At 61.6% G+C, this 22,169-nt stretch carries 19 protein-coding genes; 7 read left to right on the top strand and 12 right to left on the bottom strand.

The window, feature by feature from the left end; genetic code table 11:
• Positions 1 to 14: 14 nt before the first annotated feature.
• The 6 genes from DL240_RS05035 to DL240_RS05010 all read right to left on the bottom strand — a co-directional run bounded on the left by DL240_RS05035 (position 15) and on the right by DL240_RS05010 (position 6,695).
• Positions 15 to 629, bottom strand: coding sequence for a hypothetical protein (locus DL240_RS05035; protein WP_146618110.1), 615 nt, complete (start codon positions 627 to 629; stop codon positions 15 to 17).
• Between the two features lie 62 nt (positions 630 to 691).
• Positions 692 to 1,834: a pyridoxal-phosphate-dependent aminotransferase family protein gene (locus DL240_RS05030; RefSeq protein ID WP_146618109.1), complete on the bottom strand. Its 1,143-nt coding sequence runs from the start codon at positions 1,832 to 1,834 to the stop codon at positions 692 to 694.
• 94 nt (positions 1,835 to 1,928) lie between these two features.
• Positions 1,929 to 3,140, bottom strand: coding sequence for a DNA-processing protein DprA (locus DL240_RS05025; protein WP_111728784.1), 1,212 nt, complete (start codon positions 3,138 to 3,140; stop codon positions 1,929 to 1,931).
• 51 nt (positions 3,141 to 3,191) lie between these two features.
• Complete coding sequence (locus tag DL240_RS05020) at positions 3,192 to 3,977, bottom strand: Stp1/IreP family PP2C-type Ser/Thr phosphatase (protein ID WP_111728783.1); 786 nt, start codon at positions 3,975 to 3,977, stop codon at positions 3,192 to 3,194.
• A gap of 209 nt (positions 3,978 to 4,186) precedes the next feature.
• Positions 4,187 to 5,953 carry a hypothetical protein gene (locus DL240_RS05015; protein WP_111728782.1) on the bottom strand — a complete coding sequence of 589 codons (1,767 nt, stop codon included), beginning with the start codon at positions 5,951 to 5,953 and terminating at the stop codon, positions 4,187 to 4,189.
• A 193-nt stretch (positions 5,954 to 6,146) separates the two neighbouring features.
• Positions 6,147 to 6,695: a hypothetical protein gene (locus DL240_RS05010; RefSeq protein WP_111728781.1), complete on the bottom strand. Its 549-nt coding sequence runs from the start codon at positions 6,693 to 6,695 to the stop codon at positions 6,147 to 6,149.
• 168 nt (positions 6,696 to 6,863) lie between these two features.
• Here DL240_RS05010 and DL240_RS05005 point away from each other — a divergent pair, with 168 nt between their 5' ends.
• Both DL240_RS05005 and DL240_RS05000 read left to right on the top strand, forming a co-directional pair.
• Positions 6,864 to 7,430, top strand: a complete 567-nt coding sequence (locus tag DL240_RS05005; RefSeq protein WP_111728780.1) for a hypothetical protein — start codon at positions 6,864 to 6,866, stop codon at positions 7,428 to 7,430.
• Between the two features lie 60 nt (positions 7,431 to 7,490).
• The gene (locus DL240_RS05000) at positions 7,491 to 9,701 is read left to right on the top strand and encodes a transglycosylase SLT domain-containing protein (protein ID WP_111728779.1); all 2,211 of its coding nucleotides are present in this window, start codon (positions 7,491 to 7,493) and stop codon (positions 9,699 to 9,701) included.
• Positions 9,702 to 9,720: 19 nt separating this feature from the next.
• Here DL240_RS05000 and DL240_RS04995 read toward each other — a convergent pair whose 3' ends face one another.
• A complete protein-coding gene (locus DL240_RS04995; protein WP_111728778.1) occupies positions 9,721 to 11,070 on the bottom strand; it encodes a BamA/TamA family outer membrane protein in 1,350 nt (449 codons plus the stop codon).
• Positions 11,063 to 12,610, bottom strand: a complete 1,548-nt coding sequence (locus DL240_RS04990; RefSeq protein WP_111728777.1) for a sigma-54 interaction domain-containing protein — start codon at positions 12,608 to 12,610, stop codon at positions 11,063 to 11,065. The genes DL240_RS04995 and DL240_RS04990 overlap by 8 nt, the downstream gene beginning before the upstream one ends.
• Before the next feature lie 151 nt (positions 12,611 to 12,761).
• On the opposite strand from DL240_RS04990, the gene DL240_RS04985 reads away from it, so the two are divergent.
• The gene (locus DL240_RS04985) at positions 12,762 to 13,322 is read left to right on the top strand and encodes an AgmX/PglI C-terminal domain-containing protein (protein WP_111728776.1); all 561 of its coding nucleotides are present in this window, start codon (positions 12,762 to 12,764) and stop codon (positions 13,320 to 13,322) included.
• Positions 13,323 to 13,344: 22 nt separating this feature from the next.
• On the opposite strand, the gene mltG is transcribed toward DL240_RS04985, so the two are convergent.
• Entirely contained in the window at positions 13,345 to 14,451 is a 1,107-nt protein-coding gene (gene mltG, locus DL240_RS04980) for an endolytic transglycosylase MltG (RefSeq protein ID WP_111728775.1), read from the bottom strand.
• A 5-nt stretch (positions 14,452 to 14,456) separates the two neighbouring features.
• Positions 14,457 to 14,909, bottom strand: a complete 453-nt coding sequence (gene ruvX, locus DL240_RS04975; protein ID WP_111728774.1) for a Holliday junction resolvase RuvX — start codon at positions 14,907 to 14,909, stop codon at positions 14,457 to 14,459.
• Between the two features lie 140 nt (positions 14,910 to 15,049).
• Between ruvX and DL240_RS04970 the strand changes: the two genes are divergently transcribed.
• Positions 15,050 to 17,464 carry an efflux RND transporter permease subunit gene (locus tag DL240_RS04970; protein ID WP_111728773.1) on the top strand — a complete coding sequence of 805 codons (2,415 nt, stop codon included), beginning with the start codon at positions 15,050 to 15,052 and terminating at the stop codon, positions 17,462 to 17,464.
• On the opposite strand, the gene serS is transcribed toward DL240_RS04970, so the two are convergent.
• Positions 17,445 to 18,722, bottom strand: coding sequence for a serine--tRNA ligase (gene serS, locus DL240_RS04965; protein ID WP_111728772.1), 1,278 nt, complete (start codon positions 18,720 to 18,722; stop codon positions 17,445 to 17,447). The two genes, DL240_RS04970 and serS, sit on opposite strands and share 20 nt — an antisense overlap.
• Positions 18,723 to 18,998: 276 nt before the next feature.
• Between serS and fsa the strand changes: the two genes are divergently transcribed.
• From fsa to DL240_RS04950, 3 genes are all read left to right on the top strand, one after another.
• Positions 18,999 to 19,649: a fructose-6-phosphate aldolase gene (fsa, locus tag DL240_RS04960; protein WP_111728771.1), complete on the top strand. Its 651-nt coding sequence runs from the start codon at positions 18,999 to 19,001 to the stop codon at positions 19,647 to 19,649.
• A gap of 61 nt (positions 19,650 to 19,710) precedes the next feature.
• Positions 19,711 to 20,253 (top strand): FxsA family protein, encoded by a 543-nt coding sequence (locus DL240_RS04955; protein ID WP_111728770.1) that lies wholly within the window; start codon positions 19,711 to 19,713, stop codon positions 20,251 to 20,253.
• A 123-nt stretch (positions 20,254 to 20,376) separates the two neighbouring features.
• Positions 20,377 to 21,171: a PHP-associated domain-containing protein gene (locus DL240_RS04950; protein WP_111728769.1), complete on the top strand. Its 795-nt coding sequence runs from the start codon at positions 20,377 to 20,379 to the stop codon at positions 21,169 to 21,171.
• Positions 21,172 to 21,263: 92 nt separating this feature from the next.
• Here the strand turns inward: DL240_RS04950 and DL240_RS04945 are convergent, their stop codons facing one another.
• On the bottom strand, positions 21,264 to 22,154 hold the full coding sequence (locus tag DL240_RS04945; protein ID WP_158542359.1) for a carbohydrate kinase family protein: 891 nt from the start codon (positions 22,152 to 22,154) through the stop codon (positions 21,264 to 21,266).
• Between the last annotated feature and the right edge of the window lie 15 nt (positions 22,155 to 22,169).

The following is a 22,169-nucleotide window of genomic DNA, read 5'->3' as shown; positions in this document are numbered from 1 at the left end:
CCCAGATCGCTAAATCACTGTTCATCAGGATCAACAGGCTCGTCGCGCTCCTCGTCACCGCGGCCACGTAACCGCGTCCAACGACGCCCCGCTTTACGTGGCCGTTCCTCTTCCGCCACCGGCGTTCCCTCTTCATCCCCAACGTCGTCGGAGGCGCGCTCGCGCTTCACGCTTACCTTATTGCGAACGCTCGGTTTAACGGCAGCATCATTGGGAACAAAACGTACCTGCGTGCGAACTTCGAAACTCACGCTGGTCAGAATCTTGGTCAGCTCCCCGCCAAGGTCGACATTCTCAAGAAACAGGCGAACCTCTTTGGAGACAATCCGCAGCGTTTCGCGCTTCGTCGCATCGACTTGAGCAGCAATGAAGCTGGCCGCCTCCCGTGGCAACCGCTTATCGGTCACCACCGAGCGAATCCCGTCCTCACTGACCAATCCCCCCAGACCGCGTTTGACGATATCGGGCAAGAGACCTTCCAGGGCTTTCCCTAAACGAGAGACCTCTTCGGCGTCCGCCGATAACTCATCCCAATTCTCATAGAGATGCTCCCCCTCGGAACTGGTATCCATGGTCTCTCGGGCCTCGTCCTCGACCCCTTCTCCACCTTCGCCCTGTCGTGTGGTCATGCTCTCTCCCATCATCCGCTAAGGTTCGCGACCTTTTATAGCATCGCTCGCCACATCTAGATTCACACCCCGATGAGTTCACGCTGCACGCGGGCCACTCCTTTCCCGAGTTCAACGTCCAGCCCCTGATCGCGCAACGCCTGTTCGAGCGCGCTGATGGCCACAAGCATATCGCTCCCGTCGAAGAAGCCAATATGGCCGATGCGTACAAGCCTGTCGGCAAAGTCCCCCTGTCCGCCAGCAATCGTTACACCGTAGCGTTCGCGCATCGTCTGCACGACTTCCTTGGCGGAAACACCTTCAGGAACCAACGCCGCTGTCACAGCATTGGAAGGACGCTGAGCAAAACAGGTAAGTCCCAGCGCCTCAACTCCCGCACGGGCAGCACGAGCATTGCGCGCGTGGCGTTCAAAAAGTGCCTGACGCCCCTCATCTTGCATCAACGCCAGCGCTTCGCGCAGTGCCAACACAACGGAAATCGCCGGGGTGAATGCCGTCTGATGCTTCGCCTGGGCACGCCGTTCGCGCCCCAGATCAAAATAGTACCGAGGGTGATCGCTTTCGGGATAGCGCTCCCAGGCCCGCTCGCTCGCCGCCACAAAAGCCAGCCCGGGAGGAACGCCGAAAGCTTTCTGTGAACCGCTGACTAGAATATCCAGCCCCAATTCGTCCATGGGCACCGACTGTACACCCACAGCTGTGATGCCATCGACTGCCAAAAGCGCTGCAGAATGCGCTCGAACGACGTTTGCCAACTCGGCAACCGGATGCCATGCGCCGGTCGACGTCTCGCTGGCCGAGACCGTCACCATGGCCACGTCCGGCACCTTCTTTAACAAGTCACGAAGCTCGTCCGGATCCGCGCTCTGCCCCCAGGGCAAGGGCATATCTACAACGTTCATCCCGTACGCGCGACCAACCTCCCCCCATCGCTCGCCAAACTTTCCCCCACCGATGCAAATGACCGTATCGCCGCGCTTCGTGAAATTAATCATTGCGGCTTCAAAAGCACCGGTACCGCTGCAGGTGAGACTCAGCACCTGATTCGTCGTCTCGAAACTCCACTGCAGCCGCTGATGCACCTCCCCAAAAACCTCCTTAAACTGCGGTCCGCGGTGATGGATCAACTCCCGGGCCATCACAAGACGCGCAGCTTCGGGAACCGGCGTCGGTCCCGGAGCTAGTAGATGTCGCTTTTGAGTCACGTTCTCACCTCTCTTAGTGCCAGATCCATCACTTCACCCGAGCCTTATCGCAGGGAGTCCCGCCCCTATCAAGGGCAGCGTGCTGACGTCGAACTTATACACAGAGTAAACGCAACCTCTCCGCTCCGATCTGCCGCGCGACAGCACCGGCAAGTTCCAACTCCAAGATCGCACTGAGCACATCGGGGATCGCCCACTCCAATGCCGCAGTGAGCGAATCAATGGAAACGCCGGTCTCTCCATCAGCGATTTCACGCGCTGCGGCGTAGAGCGCCAGCGCCCGAGCCCCCAAACCTTCGGGCAGCGGCCTCACGCCGGGCAACGCAGGTTGCTTCTTCTCGCTTCTTCGTGAGCGCACCGCCGGTGACGATTGACGAGCCTTCCCGTCCGACTCCTCATCAAGCCATTGATGCAGATCATCAACGTTGGCGATCAGCATCGCCCCCCGCTGAATCGCATCAAAGCACCCGCGACTAAGCACATCATCCGCCTCACCGGGCACAGCCCCCACTGGTCTGCCGATCTTTTCAGCCGCACACACGGTAAGCATCGTGCCGCTCTTACGGCCCGCGCGAACGACAAGAACTGCGCGCGCCATTGCCGCGATCAGCTCATTGCGGCGAGCGAAGTGGAAGGCGCGCACGCGCTGTCCGGGTTCATACTCACTGATCAGCGCCCCTCCACTGGCAACGATACGCTCAAAGAGCCCCGCATTCTGCCGGGGCGTCGGCACTTCGAGACAACCCGGCATCACGGCCACCGTCGTATTGCCGCCGTTCAAAGCAACGTCGTGAGCGAGGGCGTCGGCTCCGATCGCGCCCCCGCTTACCACCGCGTACCCCATCGGTGCCAGCGCCTCGACCAATCTGCGGGCAACAGGCCTATCCCGAGGCCGCAGTCCCCGGGTTCCCACCACTGCTACCGCCGGAGCGATCAAAGCGTCAGCGTTTCCATGAGTCCGCACGTAGAGAGGCGGAGCGCGAAGCGCTTCCCAGCCCGGCGGATACTCCTCATCTCCCCTGACAATCAGCGTCCCGGACCAGCTTTCCATCGCCGCCAGTGCATCTGACAGACCAAGAGTCAACGTCTCAAGCCGCCGACAGGCCGCCTCTCGCAGCTCAGCCTGAAGCTGGATATCCAGCTGCGCCCCTTCGCTCCACCAACCCTTGATATCCCCCCCGGCAGAATGAGCAATGAGCTCGATATCGCGCGCATTTAATCCCGCGGCCCACCCCAGAGCAGCACGGGCCCGGCGCTCACCCCACGTCAACTCGCTCCACGTCTCGCGCTCCCGGCTCTGTGCCATATCCCCCTCTCCCCCGATCACACAGGCCACCCCCGGCCGGCATGATCAGTATTAATTTTCATCCTCAACAACTCGGGCCAGAATAATGGTGATGTTATCCGAGCCGCCGTTTTCATTGGCACGATCGACGAGGCGCTGACACAGCACCTCCAGGTCCTCGGTGTCATCGAGCAACTGAACAAGCTCGCGATCCGGGACCATGTCCGACAAACCGTCGGAGCAAAACACGAACATATCACCGGGCTGCATGGTGTGAAAATTCACATCAATCTCAACCTCATCGGTCAATCCGCAGGCCCGAGTGATGACGTTTTTATACGGGAAAAACTCCACGTCCTCTTTGGCCAGAATCCCCATGCGCACATACTCGTTGGCGAGCGAGTGATCATGAGTAACCTGCTCCAGACTTCCCTCACGATAGAGATAGCCCCGCGAGTCCCCGATATGCGCTAAATACACGCCACCTTCGGTGAAATATGCCGAGACGATCGTTGTCCCCATCCCCTCGTAGGCTTCGTCGGACTCCGCGGCCTGAAACACCGCTCTGTTCGCCATCTGCAGCGCTTCGTGAATGCGAAGCTCATCAAGATCTCGCTCCTCATCTCCTTCGCCGACGCTTTCGCCCTGATACCCATTTACGACCTGGGGCATCGTCTCACGGTAGTACTCGACGATAGCCTTGATCGCCATCGCACTCGCGACCTCACCAGAGCGGTGACCGCCCATCCCGTCGGCTACGATACAAAGGGCCTCCTCTCCATCAGAGAGGTAAAAATCGTCTTCATTATGCTCACGTGAGCAGCCGACGTCGGTGATCCCGGCACAGATTAGCTTCATCTACCTTCCTTCATCTTCGCCTCGCGATACTGGCGGCATCCGGGGCCTTCCCGTCACCTTGTTCAGCTTCGTCTGGCGAACCTCGGGGCGCTACCACCCCGGGTCGTCATCGCGCTAAACGCTCGCCACGGCTGACTTCTTTCAAACCGTAAAACCTGTTGTACGGCCTGTGAAGCCTCGTGGCAACTTTCCCGCGACACTTCTTTACCTCAATTTCCCACGCGCACTTCACCGGTGAACGTTGCGGTAAAGGGCGAGGACTGACCGCCGTCGCTGCTCTGCACCACTCCCTCGAAGAGTCCGTCTTCGATGCGATCGACCATGCCGTCGCTGGTCTCTTCGATAAGTTTGCCCTCCCCTCCCAACTGAAGCCCCATATCAAACTCCAGACCGCTGATCATCACATCCGCAAAGCTGAAGATTGTAGAGACTGCACTGTCGCAGAAATTAGCAACCGTGCTCTCCTGAAGACAATAGCCCAGCACACAAACCTCTCCGTCGGGAATGATGCTGGCAGCCAGGCCATCACAGCCAATCCAATAAGCAAAGGCCTCCGACATCGAGTGCGCATTCCCATCCGTCAGGCGAGGCAAAATCACATCATTAAGCACGTAGATGATCAGCCTTCCGTAGCGCAGGCTGACCGGGTGGCGATTAATCTGGAGTTGATCGTACGCCACGACCTGTCCGGTCCAGTTAGAACTAAGCAGCCCCAGCCCGGCAAACTGCCCGTCGGCATCAGGCACCAACTCAATCGCGCCACAGTCAGCCGGAGCATTGTCCGCACAGTCCCAGCGCCAGTACAGCGTCAAGCCCGTCCAGTTATCCTGCCCTCGAAATTCGAAGTTTGAGTTAAGTTTTCCAATCGAGAGTTCGCTGTGCACCTGCAGGTTCGCGACAACATCTCGCAGATCGCGACCGGCATCGCGAATCTGTCGCAGCACGGCGTTGTCTTCGATGAACGTGTTGATCATGTTCTGGAAGGCTTGATCCAGATTCGTCAGATCCAGGAACGTGTCGACTGTACCGCTGATGAGTCCTCCAACGAGACTTCGGATCAACGCAATAATCTCGTCGTAAATCGCCTGACCAGGATTATCAAACACGTTGAGCACGCGCATAATCACTGACCCTACTGAACCGCTCTCCGCAATGGCCTCGGTGAAGTCCCAGAAACTCACAACGTCATAGCGACCAACCGGGATCAGGGGAACGAGCTGCAGCAACACCTCAACGTCAGTCACAGTATCGGCACTGACATTCACCTGATTCACGCACCCGCCAGCCGCGATCTGACCACGCTCGCCACGAGCCACGGCCGTAACGACGTAGGGATGACGAGTCCCTAACCCGTCAAAGGAAATGGACTCCCCTTCGAAGTCGACCTGCCCCTCCACAAGCGGCGTAATGCCCTGTTGACCGTAAGGGTTGAAATAGTCGCAATTGAGCACGTCCTGGCGATAGACGCGCACGTCTATATTCCCCAGGCGCATGATCGTCGGTGCGCTATTCTCCACCCGAACTTGAAGCCCTCCGGACGCGACCGGGGTCGACTCCAGGCTGAACTCCACGGCATTGGCATATTCATGGTCGACACGCACCGTCCATTGCCCGGGCTCCACCCCGAAATAGGCCTGCACCATCGCCGCGCCACTTTCGTCGGTCATGCTCGACCGAGCCTGCAGCTGCGGACGCGTAGCCTCATCCCCTAAAACCTCAAAGGCTACCTGCTGCTGCCCCGCGGGCTCTCCAGAGAAGCGATCGTAGAGATAAATCTTCACCTCCACAGCCCCTGTCACCTCTCCCCACAGCCTCGACTCTCCGGCGGGCACCATAAAGTAGCGATCGCTAGCACGCGGGCCTGTGCCATCGCCTCCCCCTTCGCCTGCAGACAGCCCGGGCTCGCCACACCCCGCCCCCAGCACCACCCAGAGTCCCACCAACAACAGGCTTACCCAGCGTCGTGACACGTTCATCTAGAGCTCCCTCGACTGGATACGTCGTGGATTAGAATAGAAGTCATTTCAATCAGATAGAATGGCCTCACAAGTTAACACTCCACACGTAAAAAATCAACGTCGCCTCCTCAATCAGCACGCACAAAAAAAGCCCACCTGCATATGCAGGTGGGCTTTTTTTGTGTGCTTTCGCAACTACTGAAGTACGGCCTTACTCAAAGGACTGCTCGTCAGGCGCAAGCACGCTGATGCCAACGAACGTGCCGATTGCCACCAGACTGACTCCCGCGATCGTTGCCACAGTCTTCCAGGTGCTAAATTCCCGCACCTCGGCGCCGGCCACGTTATCGAGCTCAATAAGCAAATCATATTCGGGGGACACGAGCTGAACGTCGTCCATCACGAAATTAAACGGAGTCACACGCTCGCGGGTGCCATCGGTGGTCAACACGCTGAGCGCGTTGACTGTCGAAACCGGCACCACGACGCAATTGGGGTCTTGAGCCCCTGCATCCGTTGCCGTCGCTTCAGCATTCGGCTCGGCATCCACCTGAGCCAATGCCTCACCATCCATCCCTTCCAGCGAGGCCTGTCCCGTTGGCTGACAGTCCGCCAAAACCTCGACCACCTCGACCGGCTCAACCGAGCTTTCCAGCTTGGCCAACTCCTGGTTGCTGATGGTGTAGGTGTTGTAACAAGCCATCTGGCTGAGCGAGGCCAGCGCTACCAGCGCGATGCCTTTGTGGGTCCGAAGAAACATTTACTCCCTCATGTTCGTATGCCAGAATCCGCCGCACTATGGCGGCGATTCATCAGGCCGCTGATCCTAAAGTACACCCTTAGACAAGCGCAACTTAAAATGAATCGACGCTCACGACAACCCTCTGCCGCCTCTTGGCGATGGGCACTGCTCTTCTTTGTTTGCGCCTTGCTCCTGAGCCCCCCGACGCTCGCCAGCGAGGAGGCTTCCGAGGAACGCCCCTTTAACGGATCATTTTCTGAATGGAGCCTGCGCGGCTCTCTGGGAAGCGCTGCGCCGACGCTAAGTGAAGGCCTGGGCGGAGAACTAGCCTTCCGCACTTCGTTTCCCCTCTACCTGGGGGATACCCGCCTCTCCTACCGGTATACACGCCTCGGGCCCCAGATTCCTCGCCCCGTTCATGCGCTGCATCTGGGGGTTAACCTGCACCCCTTCTACCTTGCTCTGCTCTCCGAAGGGCTAGTGAGCCATGTCCTGGCCTCACTCCACCTGGAACTTGGCCTGGGCCCACAACTGGCAAGAGCCGATGACGAGACGCGGCTCGGCTTCGCCGGCAGCGTCGGAGCAGGTTTTGACATCCCACTGTCGCGGGCCAACCGCGGTCGGGGCCTCTGGCTTAGCACAACCTACCGTAGGACCTGGACCACGCTGCGCCTGGCTCCCGGGCTACCCCGTGCGCACGAACACGCCGCTCTCCTGGGCCTGAGCTGGCGCACCAACGGCGTCATCTTCTAGCTCGAGACAAACGCTCCCCGTTGCTCCTACCCCCCACTCTTCCTCGCCGCCGAGCCTTCTATGACTTCTGCGCGCCTTCATCCTATGTTTCTGGCCGTGACCTCATGCGTTGGAGCCTTCTTCAGCCCCACAGCCTCCGCACAGGACATCATCGATCAAAACCTCCCGGCGGTCGCGTGCACCGCGCCCTCATGTGAGGCGGCTTTTGCAGCCCTTGCGAATAACGACCATGCGCAGGCCGCCCGCCACTTCGTCGACTACGCCGAAACCTTCTCCTCGGGCCCAGAGCGTCAGCCCTGGCAGGTCAAAGCCGCCTACGCCTATGAGCGGGCAGGCCTTTGGAAAGAAGCCACTCGACACTACGCGCAGGCCGCCCGCGCGGGCGGTGAACTCCAGAACTACCTCTGGACCCAGGCCGCTCGCGCCCAGGCCCAGGTGAGCCTGGATGACCCCATTATTGACGAGATTCTTGCCAGTGGTGCTCTCGCAAAAGGCTACGAAGAAGGCGCGCTCACGCTGGCGCGCATCGAAGCCGCTCGCGCCCAGAGTCCCTCCCCGGAAACCACCGCCGCGATGCTAACTTCCGGCCCGACCGACGAAGCCTGTTCCTGGCTCCTCGACCTGCTGGTCCGCGCCGACGCCACCCCAAGCGTTGCGGAACTGACCAATCGGGCCTACGCGGTCTGCATCGCCCCAGAATATGATGCTCAGTTCGCGCGACTCACCTTCACCCCCTCGCCAGATTCCCGACGCGAGCGTGCCGACCGGCTCTTCTCGGCGGTACGCTTCCAGGATGCCCGTACACAACTTGACGCGCTGGACCTCGATGCGCTCTCCCCAGTCGACCAGTGCAAGGCGCGCTTTCGTCAGGCGCGCACCCTCTTTCGCCTGAAGCAGGCCGGCCGAGCCGAAGAACTCTACCGCAAGGTCGTCGATGAATGCGTAGCCCCGGAAAACGAGGACGAACGGGTACGTTCGCTCTATGCGGTGGGGAACCGCAACTACCATCGCGGTCGCCTGGAGGCAGCAGAAGCGTTCTTCAACCAACTCCTCAACGACTACCCCGCACGCTCCCATGCTGATGATGCGCTATTTTACCTGGCCCGCATTGCGCGTAAGCGCGAAAACCCTCAACAAGAACTTAACCTTTTAAAGCGAGCGCTCTCCGACTACCCCACCGGAGACATGGTTCACGAGCTGGTCTGGGAGGTGCATGAAGCGTTGTACCGCAGTGGCAACTACAGCGAGTTTATTGATCGCGTTACCTCCCTGCCGCTCCCCGAGCACGATGCGCAATACTTCAGCCAGGGCCGCCTGGAGTACTTCGTCGGCCAGGCCTATCGTCACCTTGGCCGCATCGCCCAGGCCGAACGCTACCTGCAGCGCGCCTGGGTAAAGTATCCCTTTAGCTTCTACGGCTACCTCTCACACCTGCGCCTGCTGGAGTTGGACCTCACCCCGGAGCCGCTCTCACCATCGGCCAATGACACCCGGGTAGATTGGTTTCAGGGGGAGTTTGCGACCTCCGGCGCCGGCGTGCTGGCGCGCGCGGGCCATTTCGAGGGCGCCTGCGACTACGAGCGGGCGCGCCAGCACAACGCTTCCCCCACCGAAACCGAACGCTGGCGCCTGGCTGCGCTCTGCCACCGCGCGGAGCGCTTTCCGTTGAGCCATAACATCGCCCGACGGACCATCCCCGGCCGCCCCTGGGCTCTCCCCCGCCAGGGGCGAGTCGCGCGCTGGCAGGTCGCCTGGCCGAACCCCTTCGTCGACCTCATCGTCCAGGCCGTCGACGCCGAACGCGCTCAAGCGCCATCGGTCGATGTACACCCGGGATTTCCCGCCTCCATCATGCGCGAGGAATCCAGCTTCATTGAAGATGTCATCTCGTGGGCCGGTGCTCACGGACTCATGCAACTAATGCCGGCTACCGCCCTCGATCATGACAACGACATTGAGGGGAACGCCACCCCCGAGCGCCTGCTCCACGCCGAGGTCAACATCCGCGTAGGTGTCGATCACATCTTCACCCTGGCCTCGCGTTTTGAGGGGCACCCGGTCCTGATGGCAGCGTCGTACAACGCCGGTGCAGGCCGCATCAACGGTTGGCTGCGCCGCCAGCCCAACGACGAAATTGCCCTCTGGGTCGAAGATATCCCCTTCCTGGAAACCCGCGACTACTCCAAGCGCGTCGTCGGCACCTACGCCGCGTATCAGTGGATGCAGGGCCAACGTGAACTCGATCCGCGTATCGCCAAACCGGCACGCTGAACGGGAATCGGGGCCGCCATCAAAAGACCTGGCCGGCCCCGAAACTTAACCCCGGCCCATCAGCACCGCCCAGCGGAAGCGCATAGTCGATGCGAACGATCAATCCGTAGATCTTTGGCGAGAGCAGCCTCAGCCCCACTCCGGTGGTGAACGCCGTGGTCCCGAAAATCTGATAGGGATACGGAGTCACACCGACCGCATCCACAAACGCCACGTGCTGCAACACCAGCCAACGATGATCGAGCGAGGGGATGCGGTACTCCGCATTAAAGAGCCAGTAGTTTTTTCCACGGTAGCGCATGCTTACCGTCCCCCGCAGCCCGTTCAGCCCGCCGGCGTTGAACTGAAGATGCTCGGCTTCGACGTTGCTAAACCCCATGATCGCGCGCACACCAAGATTGGCTTGCCAGGGCAATTTCCAGAACTTGAGCAAGCTCATCTCAAGCCGGCTGGACCCCGTCGGCTCACCCCCGAAATGAAAGCTCTGATTGAACCTCAGCGTGTAGAGCGTGCCCTCGCGCAAATAACTGTCGCGATTGATGCGCCCCAGTGACGTGGATGTCCCCAGGGTCAGCGTCTGCATCTCCGAGGGCAGCCCGCCGCGCTCTTCCTGGCGAATACGTCGCGACTCCTCGGTCCGCTGATAGCTGAATGTATCATCTGAAAAAGAGAGGTATAACCCGGAGGTCAGCCAGCGCCGCCATTCTCTCTCCAGCGAACTCCCGAAATAGCGCCTCGATACCGCATAGCCCCCTTTAAGATCGCCGGCGATGTCGTAGACCGATTCGACCCGGTTCCTTAGCGAGCCCTCCACAAAGAGCGCCTGGCGCTGAGAGAGAAAACGCGGATCGCGAAACCAGATCGAGTACGAGTTCACCCCGGCCAACCTGTGAAAACTACCTCCCAGCTGGAGGTAACTCCCAAAGAGGTTGGCGTCCTGCAAGCCCAGCAGAAGCTCCACATCATCGCCCCCGCGGCCGAACCGAATGGAGGGCAACAAGGTCCAGCGCTCATCGACACGCACGCGCAGCAGCCGCCCTGACTCTACCGTCGCCACCGGCGCACCCACCGCGGCCACCGTGGTATCCACCACGTCGACGTCCACCGCCCGAAAGAGCCCGGTGTTGCGCAACCGCTGCAGACTCTCATCGAGTTGCGCTTGTTCGATGCGATCGCCTTCCCCAAAAAGCAACTCTTGCTCCACAACCTCCCGGCGCGTACGCAAGAGCCCTTCAACAACGATGGCATCTACCCGATAGGACTCGCCACCGCCCTGAGACTCCTGGGCATTCACGACCCCAGCAACGAGGCTCAGCGCTGTGAACAGCCCCAGCGCGGCGAGCCCTTTAGCGCACACCGCGTTAGTCATGAGCGCGTTCTTCCAGCTCGAACTGAGAGACCTTCCGAATGAGGTTGCGTCGGGAAATGCCCAGGTCCTTTGCCGCCTGAGACTTGTTCCAACCGGCTTTCTGGAGCCCCTCCAGGATCATCTGACGCTCCAGCAACTCGACCGCCTCCGGCAAGTTATACCCCTTCGTATCGAGCACAGGGACCTGCTCGACCTTGCCGACGATCCGTCGACTCAACCACTCCGAACCGATCTCCTCAGCATCGCCGGAGAGGATGACCAGACGCTCAATCTCGTTTTCCATCTCGCGTACATTGCCCGGCCAGGGATAGCTTTCGAGGTAGTCCTGACACTCTGCGCTGAAGCGCTTCACCGCGCGCCCATGGCGTTTGGCCGTCGCACTCAAGAAATGGTTGGCCAGCAGCAGGATATCTTCCCCGCGCTCCCGCAACGCGGGCAATGCCAACTCGATCACCCGGATTCGGTAGTAGAGATCACGGCGAAACTCTCCGCGTTCCACCATGGCCTCCAAGTCGCAGTTCGTCGCGCAGATCACCCGCACATCGACCTTGCGGACCTGGTTGTCGCCGACGCGTAAAAAGGTCCCCTCCTGGAGCACCCTCAACAACTTCGTTTGAAGCATCGGATCCATGTCCCCGATTTCATCCAGGAGCAAGGTCCCGCGATCGGCGGCCTCAAAGAGCCCGGCCCGGTCGCGGTGCGCACCGGAGAACGCCCCCTTCACATGACCGAAGAGTTCGCTGGCGATCAGGTCGCCGGGAATGGCCGCACAGTTCACCGGAATGAACGCTTCGTCGCGGCGCCGACTGTGGCGATGAACCGCGCTCGCCACCAGCTCTTTCCCCGTACCGTTCTCCCCGGTGATAAGGATCGTTGCATTAGTCCGGGCCACCCGCTCAATCTGGCCGAAGAGGTGGGTCATGGGTCCGCTGGCCCCGAGCATCCCGCATAAACGTCGCGCTCCGGGCTGGTAGGTGGGCACCTGCTCCTCCGCCAGCCCATTGGCCATCACCCGGGCAATCCGCTGGCCGAGGCGATCCATCCAACGACGGTCCTCTCGTCCCAGCTGGGGGACGCGCGGCCCCTGACCGCTCTCGATCGCCTCCAGCACGTGATCCGGCAGCACCTTGCGAATCGACTCCAGACTCTGTGCGGCACTCTCGGTATTTACAAACCCGGCACAGACGATCGCGGCCCGCTCCCGTTGAGTGGCGATCGGATAGAGGTGGGCGCAAAACCCGGGCGCGCGCTCCAGAATAACCCGCTCGGTGCCCGCTTCCACCTCCAGACAGGCGTTGCTCCAGGCGCGTACGGTCTGGGCGTAGGTGACCCGATGCTCGGCGCTTCCCCACCGCCCCCGGGTATCGGCAAACACGTCGAACAACGCGGCTTCTCCCCCCGTCGCGTCTCCCAGGTCCACAACCTCTCCCGATGCGCAGACCAACGCCACACGCACCTGAAGGTTCTCTCGCAACAACGTCGCCAACTCCCTCACCGCGACGTTGAGACTCAATGCATTCCAGTCTACGATGCTGCTCATCTCGGCCTTTCGCCTCGGGTGGTGTCACTCACATGGAGTCCAGTTCGCTTCATCTGCGTGACTATAGCAAAGCCCCGGGGGTTGTAGTACCCCGCATTCTCAACCGCCTTCGGCACGCTGGCCTCGCCAACCTTACGCCTCAGAGCTGTTTATGAGCACTTCCTCTTCGGGCTGCGGCCCCCTTGTTGTCATCATCATTGCCATCTTCACGGGAACGCTCGGTTTCATGTCCGGCGCCGGCGGACTCTACCTCTATCTCGCTCAGAGTTCGGACGGGCTGGAGCGACTCAAACTGGGGGATGGCCCCCAGCGTGACGTCAACGGCGCGGCGGAACCCACCGCCAACGGTGAAGACGCCTACGCGATGGTGTACCCGATCCTCGACACGCTGCAGTTTCAGGGCACCATCGATCAGAAGAGCGTCCGCACGCGCATCGCCAACGAACGCACCGCCTTTCAACGCTGCTACCAAAAGGAACTGGAGAAAGAGCCCAACACGCGCGGAGAGCTCTCCCTGCAATTTACGGTCTCGGGCTCCACGGGGGGGGTGATTGCTGCTGTGACCAGGGACAACTACACCGGGAGCGAGGGCCTGGCGGCCTGTGTGACCGACGTCCTCAAAACCTGGAGCTTCCCCGCGCCGAAGACCTCCCAGATCGCCGTCGTGCGCTTCGAAACGCTCTTTCTGCCATTCCGTGCCGAGCAGGGTTAACCGGGCGCCCCCCCCCCCTCAACTACTTACCCAGCAGGTACTTGCGAATGGCCTGGCGGTGCTCCTGGTAGGTTTTTGAGAAGTAATGCCCCCCCTTACCGTCACGACGGGCGACAAAGTATAAAAACTCCAGGTCTTCAGCCGCTTCACTGGGGTTGAGCGCAGCTACGATGGCCTCCTTACCGGGGTTAGCAATCGGCCCCGGTGTGAGGCCGTCGATCACGTAGGTTGAGTAGCGGTTGAGCTTGTCGTGACAGTAGCGCGGATGAGGCACCTCCATGTAGGTGTCCTCGCCATAGACACAGGTCGGGTCGGTCTGCAGGCGCATCCCGCGATCAAGGCGATTGTAAAACACCCGGGCCACCCGGCCCCGTTCGCTGGTCATGCCCGTCTCCCGCTCGACCAGGGACGCCATGATGACGACCTCCCGAAGCCCAAACGCATAGGCGTCCTGGAGCCGGTCAAGGGATTCGCGATGCGACTCCACAAGCGGCTCCACGACCTGCTTCCAGCGTCCGTGCAGCGTCCGGATGACCTGCTCGGCCGATGCCCCCTGATGAAAACGATAGGTGTCGGGGAAGAGATACCCCTCCACGCTTTCTCCCTCGATGCCGAGTTCGGCCAGCAGGGCTTCGTCGCGCGCCTTTTTCAAAAACTCGCTGCGACTGGCTAACCCTACCGCCTCAATGCGATCGGCGATGTGATAGATCGTCCACCCCTCCGGGAAGGTCACCGCGACCTCTTCGGCCAGCCCCCCTCGGCGCAACACCTCGGCGAGCTCCTCGATCGTCATCGGGCCTGCCAGGTGAAAGGTGCCTGCGCGCGCTGTACTGGCCAGCCCGGTCCGCCGGCCCCACATATCGAAATAGCGCTCCGGCTCGACCAACCCGGCGTCGCTCACGCGGGCAACAACCCCCGGCCAGGCCGTCCCTTCGGGAATGACCAGGGTTCGCGTCTCGCCCTCCCCGAGCACCGGGCGCCCGACCACGCTCTGGTAGTGCACGTACACCCCCGCGGTCGCCGCGGCCACAACCACCAGCGTGGCGGCCAATAAAGCCGCCCCCCAACGCCAGATACTGCCCCAGAGGCTCCCCCCCGCCTTGCCTACACGTCGCTTCGATACGCTCATCGGCCTTACCCTCGCTCCGCCTCGATTCTCAAGCGGTCCATATAGCCCTGCAAGATATGGCACGCCGCAATCTGATCGACGGCCTCCTTACGCCGCTGCCTGGAGACGTCGGCCTTAATCAAGCTGCGCTCCGCCGCGCTGGTGGTCAGTCGTTCATCCCACCGCACCACCTCCACCTGGCCGCCGGTGGCGCGCAACGCACGCTCAAACCCTTCCAAAAAGCTACGCACCCGCCCCACCGCGATGCCCTCTCGTCCCTTCATATCCAGCGGCCAGCCCACAACCACAATCGCAGCTTCATAGTGAGCGACAAGTTCCGCCAGCCGTACCGCCCCCTGGCGAACATTGCGCACCTCAATGGTCTCGACAGGCATCGCCATAAGCCCCAGCGGATCGCTGGCTGCCACCCCCACCCGCCGGGTTCCCACATCGACTCCCAGCATTCGATTCGTGCTCATGAGACTTCCTTGTATCGGCGGGTCCCGCCAGCAAATTGGCCGGGTTGTTGACCCTGCTACTGCGGTAGTAAACTTGGGGCCGCGGCGAACCCTTTCCTCGTAGACTCCTCACCACCGCGTTCTCTCCCGGGACTTACCCCATGTTCAACCGACTCGCCACGCTTGTCTTACGCCACCGCCTGGCGGTGGTCATCGCCATGGCCCTGTTCACCCTGGGCAGCCTGGCCCTGGCCCCACGGGTCGGCTTCAACTTCACCCCTCAGCAGCTCTTTGAGGGGCGGGGCGACGATGACCAGTACCGCGAGATCTTTGCCGAGCGTTTTGGCCGCGAAGATAACGTGATCATTGTCCTCGTCGAAGCTCCCGACGTGCTCGCCACGCCGGTGGTCAGCCTTATTCGCGACCTGACCTACGAGCTGCGACGCCTCGACACCATTGAAGACGCCCAGTCACTGGCCACCATCGCCATCCCGCGTCCCGAAAGTTTAAGCTCTGAGCCCTACTTAGGCGACCTCTCCCAGCAACTCGCCAGCGCCCCGCCCCCCTTTCGCGGACCGCCGATCAGCCCGGAGCAAGCCCGGGAGCTGGGCGAGTACGCGCTGGGCGAACCACTGATCGCCGGACGCCTGCTCAGCGCGGATCAAAAAAGCGCCATCGTTGCGGCTCGTATTGATACGGCGATTCAAGACGTCAACGAGCTTCGCGCTATCAACCACCGAGTGGCCGAAACGCTGGCACTCTACGACCTCCCCGAAGGGGTCCGTGCCACCCTGGCCGGGGTACCGCCGCTACGCGTCGAGATTGTCGACAACCTGCGGCGCGAGCAGCTGCTCTTTGTACCGCTTACGGCCCTTGTCTATCTCCTGGTGCTGATCTTTCTCTTTCGCACCCCCAGCGGCGTGCTCCTACCGCTGGGCACCGTGGTCATCGCCCTGCTCTCTACCCTGGCGATGCTGGTGCTCACCAACTATCCGATCAACATTATCAACAACGTGCTGCCAACGCTGATCTTCGTGATCGGCATCTCCGACAGCATCCATATGCTCACCCGCCAGGCCGAAGAGGTCGAGGCCGGGCGCCCTCACTCCGAAGCCATCCGCCAGATGATCCGCCACACCGGCGTGGCCTGCCTGCTGACAACGGGAACCACCGCCGTGGGGTTTCTGAGCCTGTACAGCGCCGAAACTACCATCCTGCGCAACTTCGGATGGCAGGCCGCCACCGGCGTGATGTTGGCCTACCTGGCCACGATGCTCTTTTTACCCGCTGGCCTCACGTTTCTTAAACCCGCGCGTTGCATCCACGGCCACGACACCCCGGTCCCTACCCAGGCTCCGCAACGCCAGATGCCGGCGTTAGAGCGGCTCCTGGTGCGTAGTGGCGACGCCCTGCTCTCGCGCCCCTGGACAGTGCTGACCGTCTCGCTGGTCGCCTGTGGGCTGCTGATCGCTCAGGCATCCCACGTGATCATTGACACGAAGATTCTGGAGGTCTTCTCCCAGAACCACCCCACCTTCCAGAGCACCGTAAAACTCGAGGAGGACTTAAGCGGTATTCTCCCCATCGAGATCAGCCTGGAGTCGCCCGTTCGCGACCGCTTCAAAGATCCGCAAGTCCTGGATCATATCAGCCGCCTTCAGGCATCGCTCCGCGACCACCCGATTGTGCTGAGCACCGAATCACACGTCGACTACCTGCGTGCCGCTCGCGCCGCGATCACCGGCGACCCCACCCAACGCGACGCCGCGCCGGCGTCACTCGCCGAGGTCGAGCAACTCCTGCTCCTTATCTCCGATGCTCCTGACACCCGGACCGGCGTCCATGGCTTTGTGACCGGCGACTTTCGCAACGCCCGCATCCTCCTGCGGGTAAGCGACGCCGGCGCCAAAGCCAATCTCAAGCTCGCGCAAGAGCTCCACACCGAGTTGGAGCGACGCTTCCCCTCGGACTCCAACATCTCGTACCGACTCACCGGCGACGCCTACGTGGCCTCGGCCGCGCTCGATTCCTTTATCCGCGACCTGTTGGTGAGCATTCTGCTGGCCATGGGCATCATCTTCGGGCTGCTGACGGTGGTCTTCCGCTCCTTGAAAATCGGACTGATCAGCCTGATTCCCAACGCGCTCCCCCTCTTAATGACCCTGGGCTACATGGGATGGGCTGGCATCAACATCAACACCACGACCATCATCATCTTTGCCATCAGTCTGGGCATCGCGGTCGATGACTCCATCCACTTCTTCGCCCGCTTTATCGAAGAACTCCCCCAATCCGCGTCCCTCAAAGAAGCCATCCTCAACACCTACTTCGGTGCCGGTCGCGCCATCCTGCTCACGAGCGTGCTCCTGCTCATCGGCCTGAGCGTACTCACGCTGAGCGACTTCGTCCCCACCCAACAATTTGGAATCCTGACCGGGATGACCATCGCCGGCGCACTTGTCGCCGACCTGGTCATCCTCCCGGTCTTGCTTTACCTGGTGCTGGGCCGCTTCCCGCTCAAGGTCCGCCGGCCCTCAACCCCTGGCGAGCGCTCGCTTACTGGGCCTTCGGCTTAATGACCTCAATGCCGTGCATGTAAGGCCGCAGGGCATCGGGCACCGTCACCGAGCCATCCTCGTTCTGGTAGTGCTCGAGAATCGGAATGAGGATGCGCGGGCTGGCTGCCAGCGTGTTGTTGAGCGTGTAGCAGTAGCGCATCTGCCCCTGCTCATCGCGGTAGCGAATGCCACTGCGGCGCGCCTGGTAGTCGTAGAGGCTTGAGCAGCTATGCGTCTCGGAGTAAGTGCCGCGCGAGGGCATCCAGGTCTCGATCTCGTGCTTGAGCACCTGCCCCAGCCCGATCTCCCCAGTGCAGGCCACCGCCACCCGATAGGGCAGCCCCAGACGCTGCATCAACGCCTCGGAGTTACCCAAGAGCTCGTCATGCAGCGCCCGCGACTTCTCGGCATCAGCCTCACAGATAATGACCTGCTCGACCTTGGTGAACTGATGCACGCGATAGACCCCGCGGGTGTCTCTGCCCGCGCTCCCGGCCTCTCGCCTGAAGCACGGAGAGTGGCCACAGTAGCGCCGCGGCAGCGTGTCCCGCTCCAGGATCTCGTCGGCATTAAGGCTGACCAGAATCACTTCGCTGGTGCCGACCAAAAACTTGTCGTCTTTCTCAAGGTGGTAGGTGTCTTCTTTCCCGTAGGGGAAGAACCCGGTGCCGACCATCGCGCTCTCGTTGACCATCAACGGACCGATGATGGGCTCGTAGCCGCGCTCCACCATGATATCCATGGCCAGACGCATCACCGCCATCTCCAGGAGCGCCCCGGCCCCGCGCAGCGCGTAGGAGCGCGCTCCGGCCACCTTAATCGCCCGGTCCTTATCGATGATCCCCAGCAGCTCTCCCAGCTCCTGGTGATCGCGAGGTTCGAACTCAAACGTACGCGGCTCACCCACATGACGGATGACCTCGTTATCGTCATCCGACTCGCCAATCGGCACCTCAGGCAGGGTCACGTTAGGCACCATCAAGAGCAGCCCTTCGTACTCGGCTTGCACCCCGGCGAGTTCTTCTTCGTAACGCGCCAGGTCTTCTTTGAGTTGCTTGCCCTCATCGATCAGCGCCGGACGGTCCTCCTTCGACGCCTTCGGGATGAGCTGCGCGACCTCATTGCGACGAGCCCGAATCTGCTCGGAGGTACTCATGAGATCGCGACGGCGCTCATCAAGCTCCAGCAAGCGATCAATATCGACGTCAAAGCGCTTGTTTTTTGCGGCCTCTTTCACCTCTTCGGCGTGGTCGCGAATGAACTTGATATCCAGCATGGTAAAGGCCTCGTTCGTGCTTAAGAAGAAAGGTCGTACGCGCACAGGATGCGTCAACTCAGGACGGGTCCGCATAGCACACCGAGACGGGCCTTTTCCAGCGCCACCACGCAGCGCACCCCACACCCGGAATCCCACCGCCACCCTCCCGGTTCTTGAACATGAACACCGAGGTGGCGACCGACGCGCCCGGATTTGCGCCTGCACCGCTCCCGATGTTAGGGAGCCGAGGTCCGAATCTGAGTTCCTCTCCACCTTTTGAAACGAGCGAAACCTATGAAATTTTTCATCGACACCGCCGACACCACCGAAATTCGCAATGCCGCCGAGATCGGCATCCTTGACGGGGTGACCACCAACCCCAGCCTGATCGCCAAAAGCGGGCGCGCCTTCAAAGACGTCATTCTGGAGATCTGCGAGCTCGTCGACGGACCGGTCAGCGCCGAAGTCACCGCCACGGATTACGAAGGTATGGTCCGCGAAGGTCGCGAGTTCGCCGGCTGGGCGGAAAATATCGTGGTCAAGATTCCCCTGACGCGCGAAGGCCTCAAAGCCTGCAAAACGCTCACCGACGAAGGCATCGGCGTCAACGTCACCCTGTGCTTCTCCACCAACCAGGCGCTCCTGGCTGCCCGGGCCGGTGCTACCTACATCAGCCCCTTTATCGGGCGCCTCGATGATCTCGGGCAGTCAGGCATGGACCTGATCGAAGAGATCGTGGCCGCCTATGCCAACTACCCCGAAATTCACACCCAGGTACTGGTCGCCTCGATTCGCCACCCTCGCCATGTCAGCGAAGCGGCCCTCCTCGGCGCGCATGTGGCCACGGTGCCCTTTGGCGTGATCGACAAGATGTTCAACCACCCCCTGACTGACATCGGGCTGGAGAAGTTCCTCAAAGACTGGGAGAAGGTCCCCCAGGGCTGACCCCCATATCGGTGTCGAGGGCCCGGCCGTTAAGCCGGGCCCCGACCCACTGAGAGAAGCCGTGCTGCTTAAACTGCTCTTCCTTTTTACCGTCATCCCCCTCATTGAGCTCGCGTTGCTCATTCCGCTGGGCCAACTCATCGGGCTCTGGCCAACCATCGGCCTGGTGGTAGCTACCGGTCTGCTTGGGGCGGTGCTGGGCAAGCTCGAAGGCCTGCGCGCCTGGCACGCCATTCAGGAGGACTTACGCACCGGCAAAATCCCGGCCGACAGCCTGCTTGATGGGCTCGCCGTCTTTGTTGCCGGCGTCTTTTTAATCACCCCCGGCGTGCTCACGGACGTCGTTGGGCTCATGCTGCTCATCCCCCCACTCCGCGCGCCGCTGAAGCGTGCCATTCGCGGCCGCTTCCAACACGCCCTGGAGAGCGGCACATCGTCCTTCTTCATCTCTCAGGGCTCTCAGCACTTCGGCTCCTCGCCCTTCGCGAACGGAGCTGGTCGTTCTCCCTTTGAGCGCGGTGGCGATGTCATCGATGTCACTCCCAATCGTTCGCCAGACTCGACAGACGACGCCTCGGACGCTAGCGTGCCACCGAAGCGCTGAACCTGCGCCGGAGGGAAACCCACCACCGGCCCGCATCTTCGGGCGACGCGCAACTTCTACGACACCTCCGATTCAGCGGCCCCAGCGCGGCCCATTCAGACTGATTAGACGAAGACGACTTATATGCTGATTGATCTTCACGCCAAATCCGACCGCTCGAAAGGCGTTTCCGTCTCGGCGCGCCAGGTGCTTAGCCAGGCCCGCGACGCCGGCCTCGACGCGGTGGCCTTCTGCGAGACGCTTTCCACCGCCGGTAGTAACGGCCTGCTTGACCTGGCGCGCGAGGAGTTCCCCGAACTCACGGTGTTTGTGGGCGTCGAAATCCCCACCGACCGCGGCATCCTCCTGGGCTTTGTGCCTGAGATTGACAGCTTCTACCTGGCCGAGGAGTGGCGTGCGATCACCTACATGACCACGCCCGCCGCCGAAGCTGTCATGCAACTTTTTGAGAAACACAACGGCGTCACGATCGCCGCGCGTCCCTACGATCTTGAGATCCCCTTCAACATGGGCGATCACGTCTTCACCTTTGATCGCCTCAGCGCCGTCGAAGTCTTCAACCCACGCGTGGGAGCCCTCCAGAACAACTTCGCTCTGGAAGCAGCCACCTTCATGGGACTGAACACCGTCGGAGGCTCCGATCCGAGTGACGACGTCAAGAGCGTCGGCCGCTACGCAACGTTCTTCGATGACGAGATTCGCACCCAGCGCCAGCTGGTCGACGCGCTCAAGAGTGCCGAATTCTGGGCCGTCCAGATCGGCGATGTTGAGCAAAAACCGTCCAGCCGCGCCCGGCGCAGCTCCAAAGGCGGCGGACGCCGCGGCGGCTCCGGCGGCGGACGTGGTTCCAAGGGCGGACGCCGGGGCGGCTCCGGTGGCGGACGCGGCTCACGAGGTCCACGCGGGAAGCGCTCCTGAGCCCGACCGACCATCGTCGACCAGCTCGACGCCAGCTGAATAAAAAAGACCGCGCCTGGGCGCGGTCTTTTTTTGATACGACGTCATCGTCTTTAACCCAGCATCGCCTCCAGCCCCTCGCGCGTGGTAAGCGAGCTGCGGCCACCGAGTCCCTCACAGGAGCGCGCGGCCGCGACGTTGGCAAAGGCCAACGTGCGAGCAAGTGGCCACCGATGCAACTCTCCCAGGACCACCCCGGCCAGAAACACATCTCCGGCTCCGGTCACATCAACCTCCCGAATCCGACGAGCCTCCTCCCGTAGAAGCTCCCCGTCGTTATCCATACCCGCCGCGCCTTCCACACCCAGGGTGATGATCGCGCGTCCAGCCCCCCGCTCCACAAGCTCTTTGCAGATGCTGCGTAGCGCCCCCACCCCGCTCAGGTCACTGGCCACGCGCTCCGAACTCACCACCACGTCCGCCAATGACAGCAGCTCTTCGGCAACGTCTCGCGCAACCCCTTTGAGCTCCGCCACCACTCGCACGCCGCGCGCCCTGGCCCTGCGAGCCAAGAGCAGCTGCGCCTGAGGATACGCACCATCGACCAGCAACACATCGATACCGTCGAGCCACGCCTCATTCACGTCATCCACCGCCAGGGGCGCAACGTTCCCGGGCGTCACATACAACCGACGTCCCAACTCCGGATCGAGCATCACCATCGAGAGCTGGCTAATCTGCCCCCGGCGTCGGACTACCTTCGAGGTGTCCACCCCTACCGCCGAAAGCGTACGTTCGATCTGCCGGCCGCGCTCATCATCCCCCACCACTCCCACAAAACGAACGTCTGCGCCCCAACGCGCCAACGCCACGGCTGCAGTCGCGGCGGTCCCGCCCCCCTGCACCGACAAAGTTGAAAGCTCGCGCCGATTCTCACTGCGACGGGTCGGCTCCACCACTCCAATCTGGTCGAGAGTACAGTAGCCAACGGAGAGAACTCGCATCATCACTCCTCAATC

This window comes from Lujinxingia litoralis, from assembly GCF_003260125.1.
Taxonomy (GTDB): Bacteria; Myxococcota_A; Bradymonadia; order Bradymonadales; family Bradymonadaceae; genus Lujinxingia; species Lujinxingia litoralis.
The sequence above is the reverse complement of the archived record's forward strand: the minus strand, read 5'-3'. Positions and strand labels throughout refer to the sequence as shown.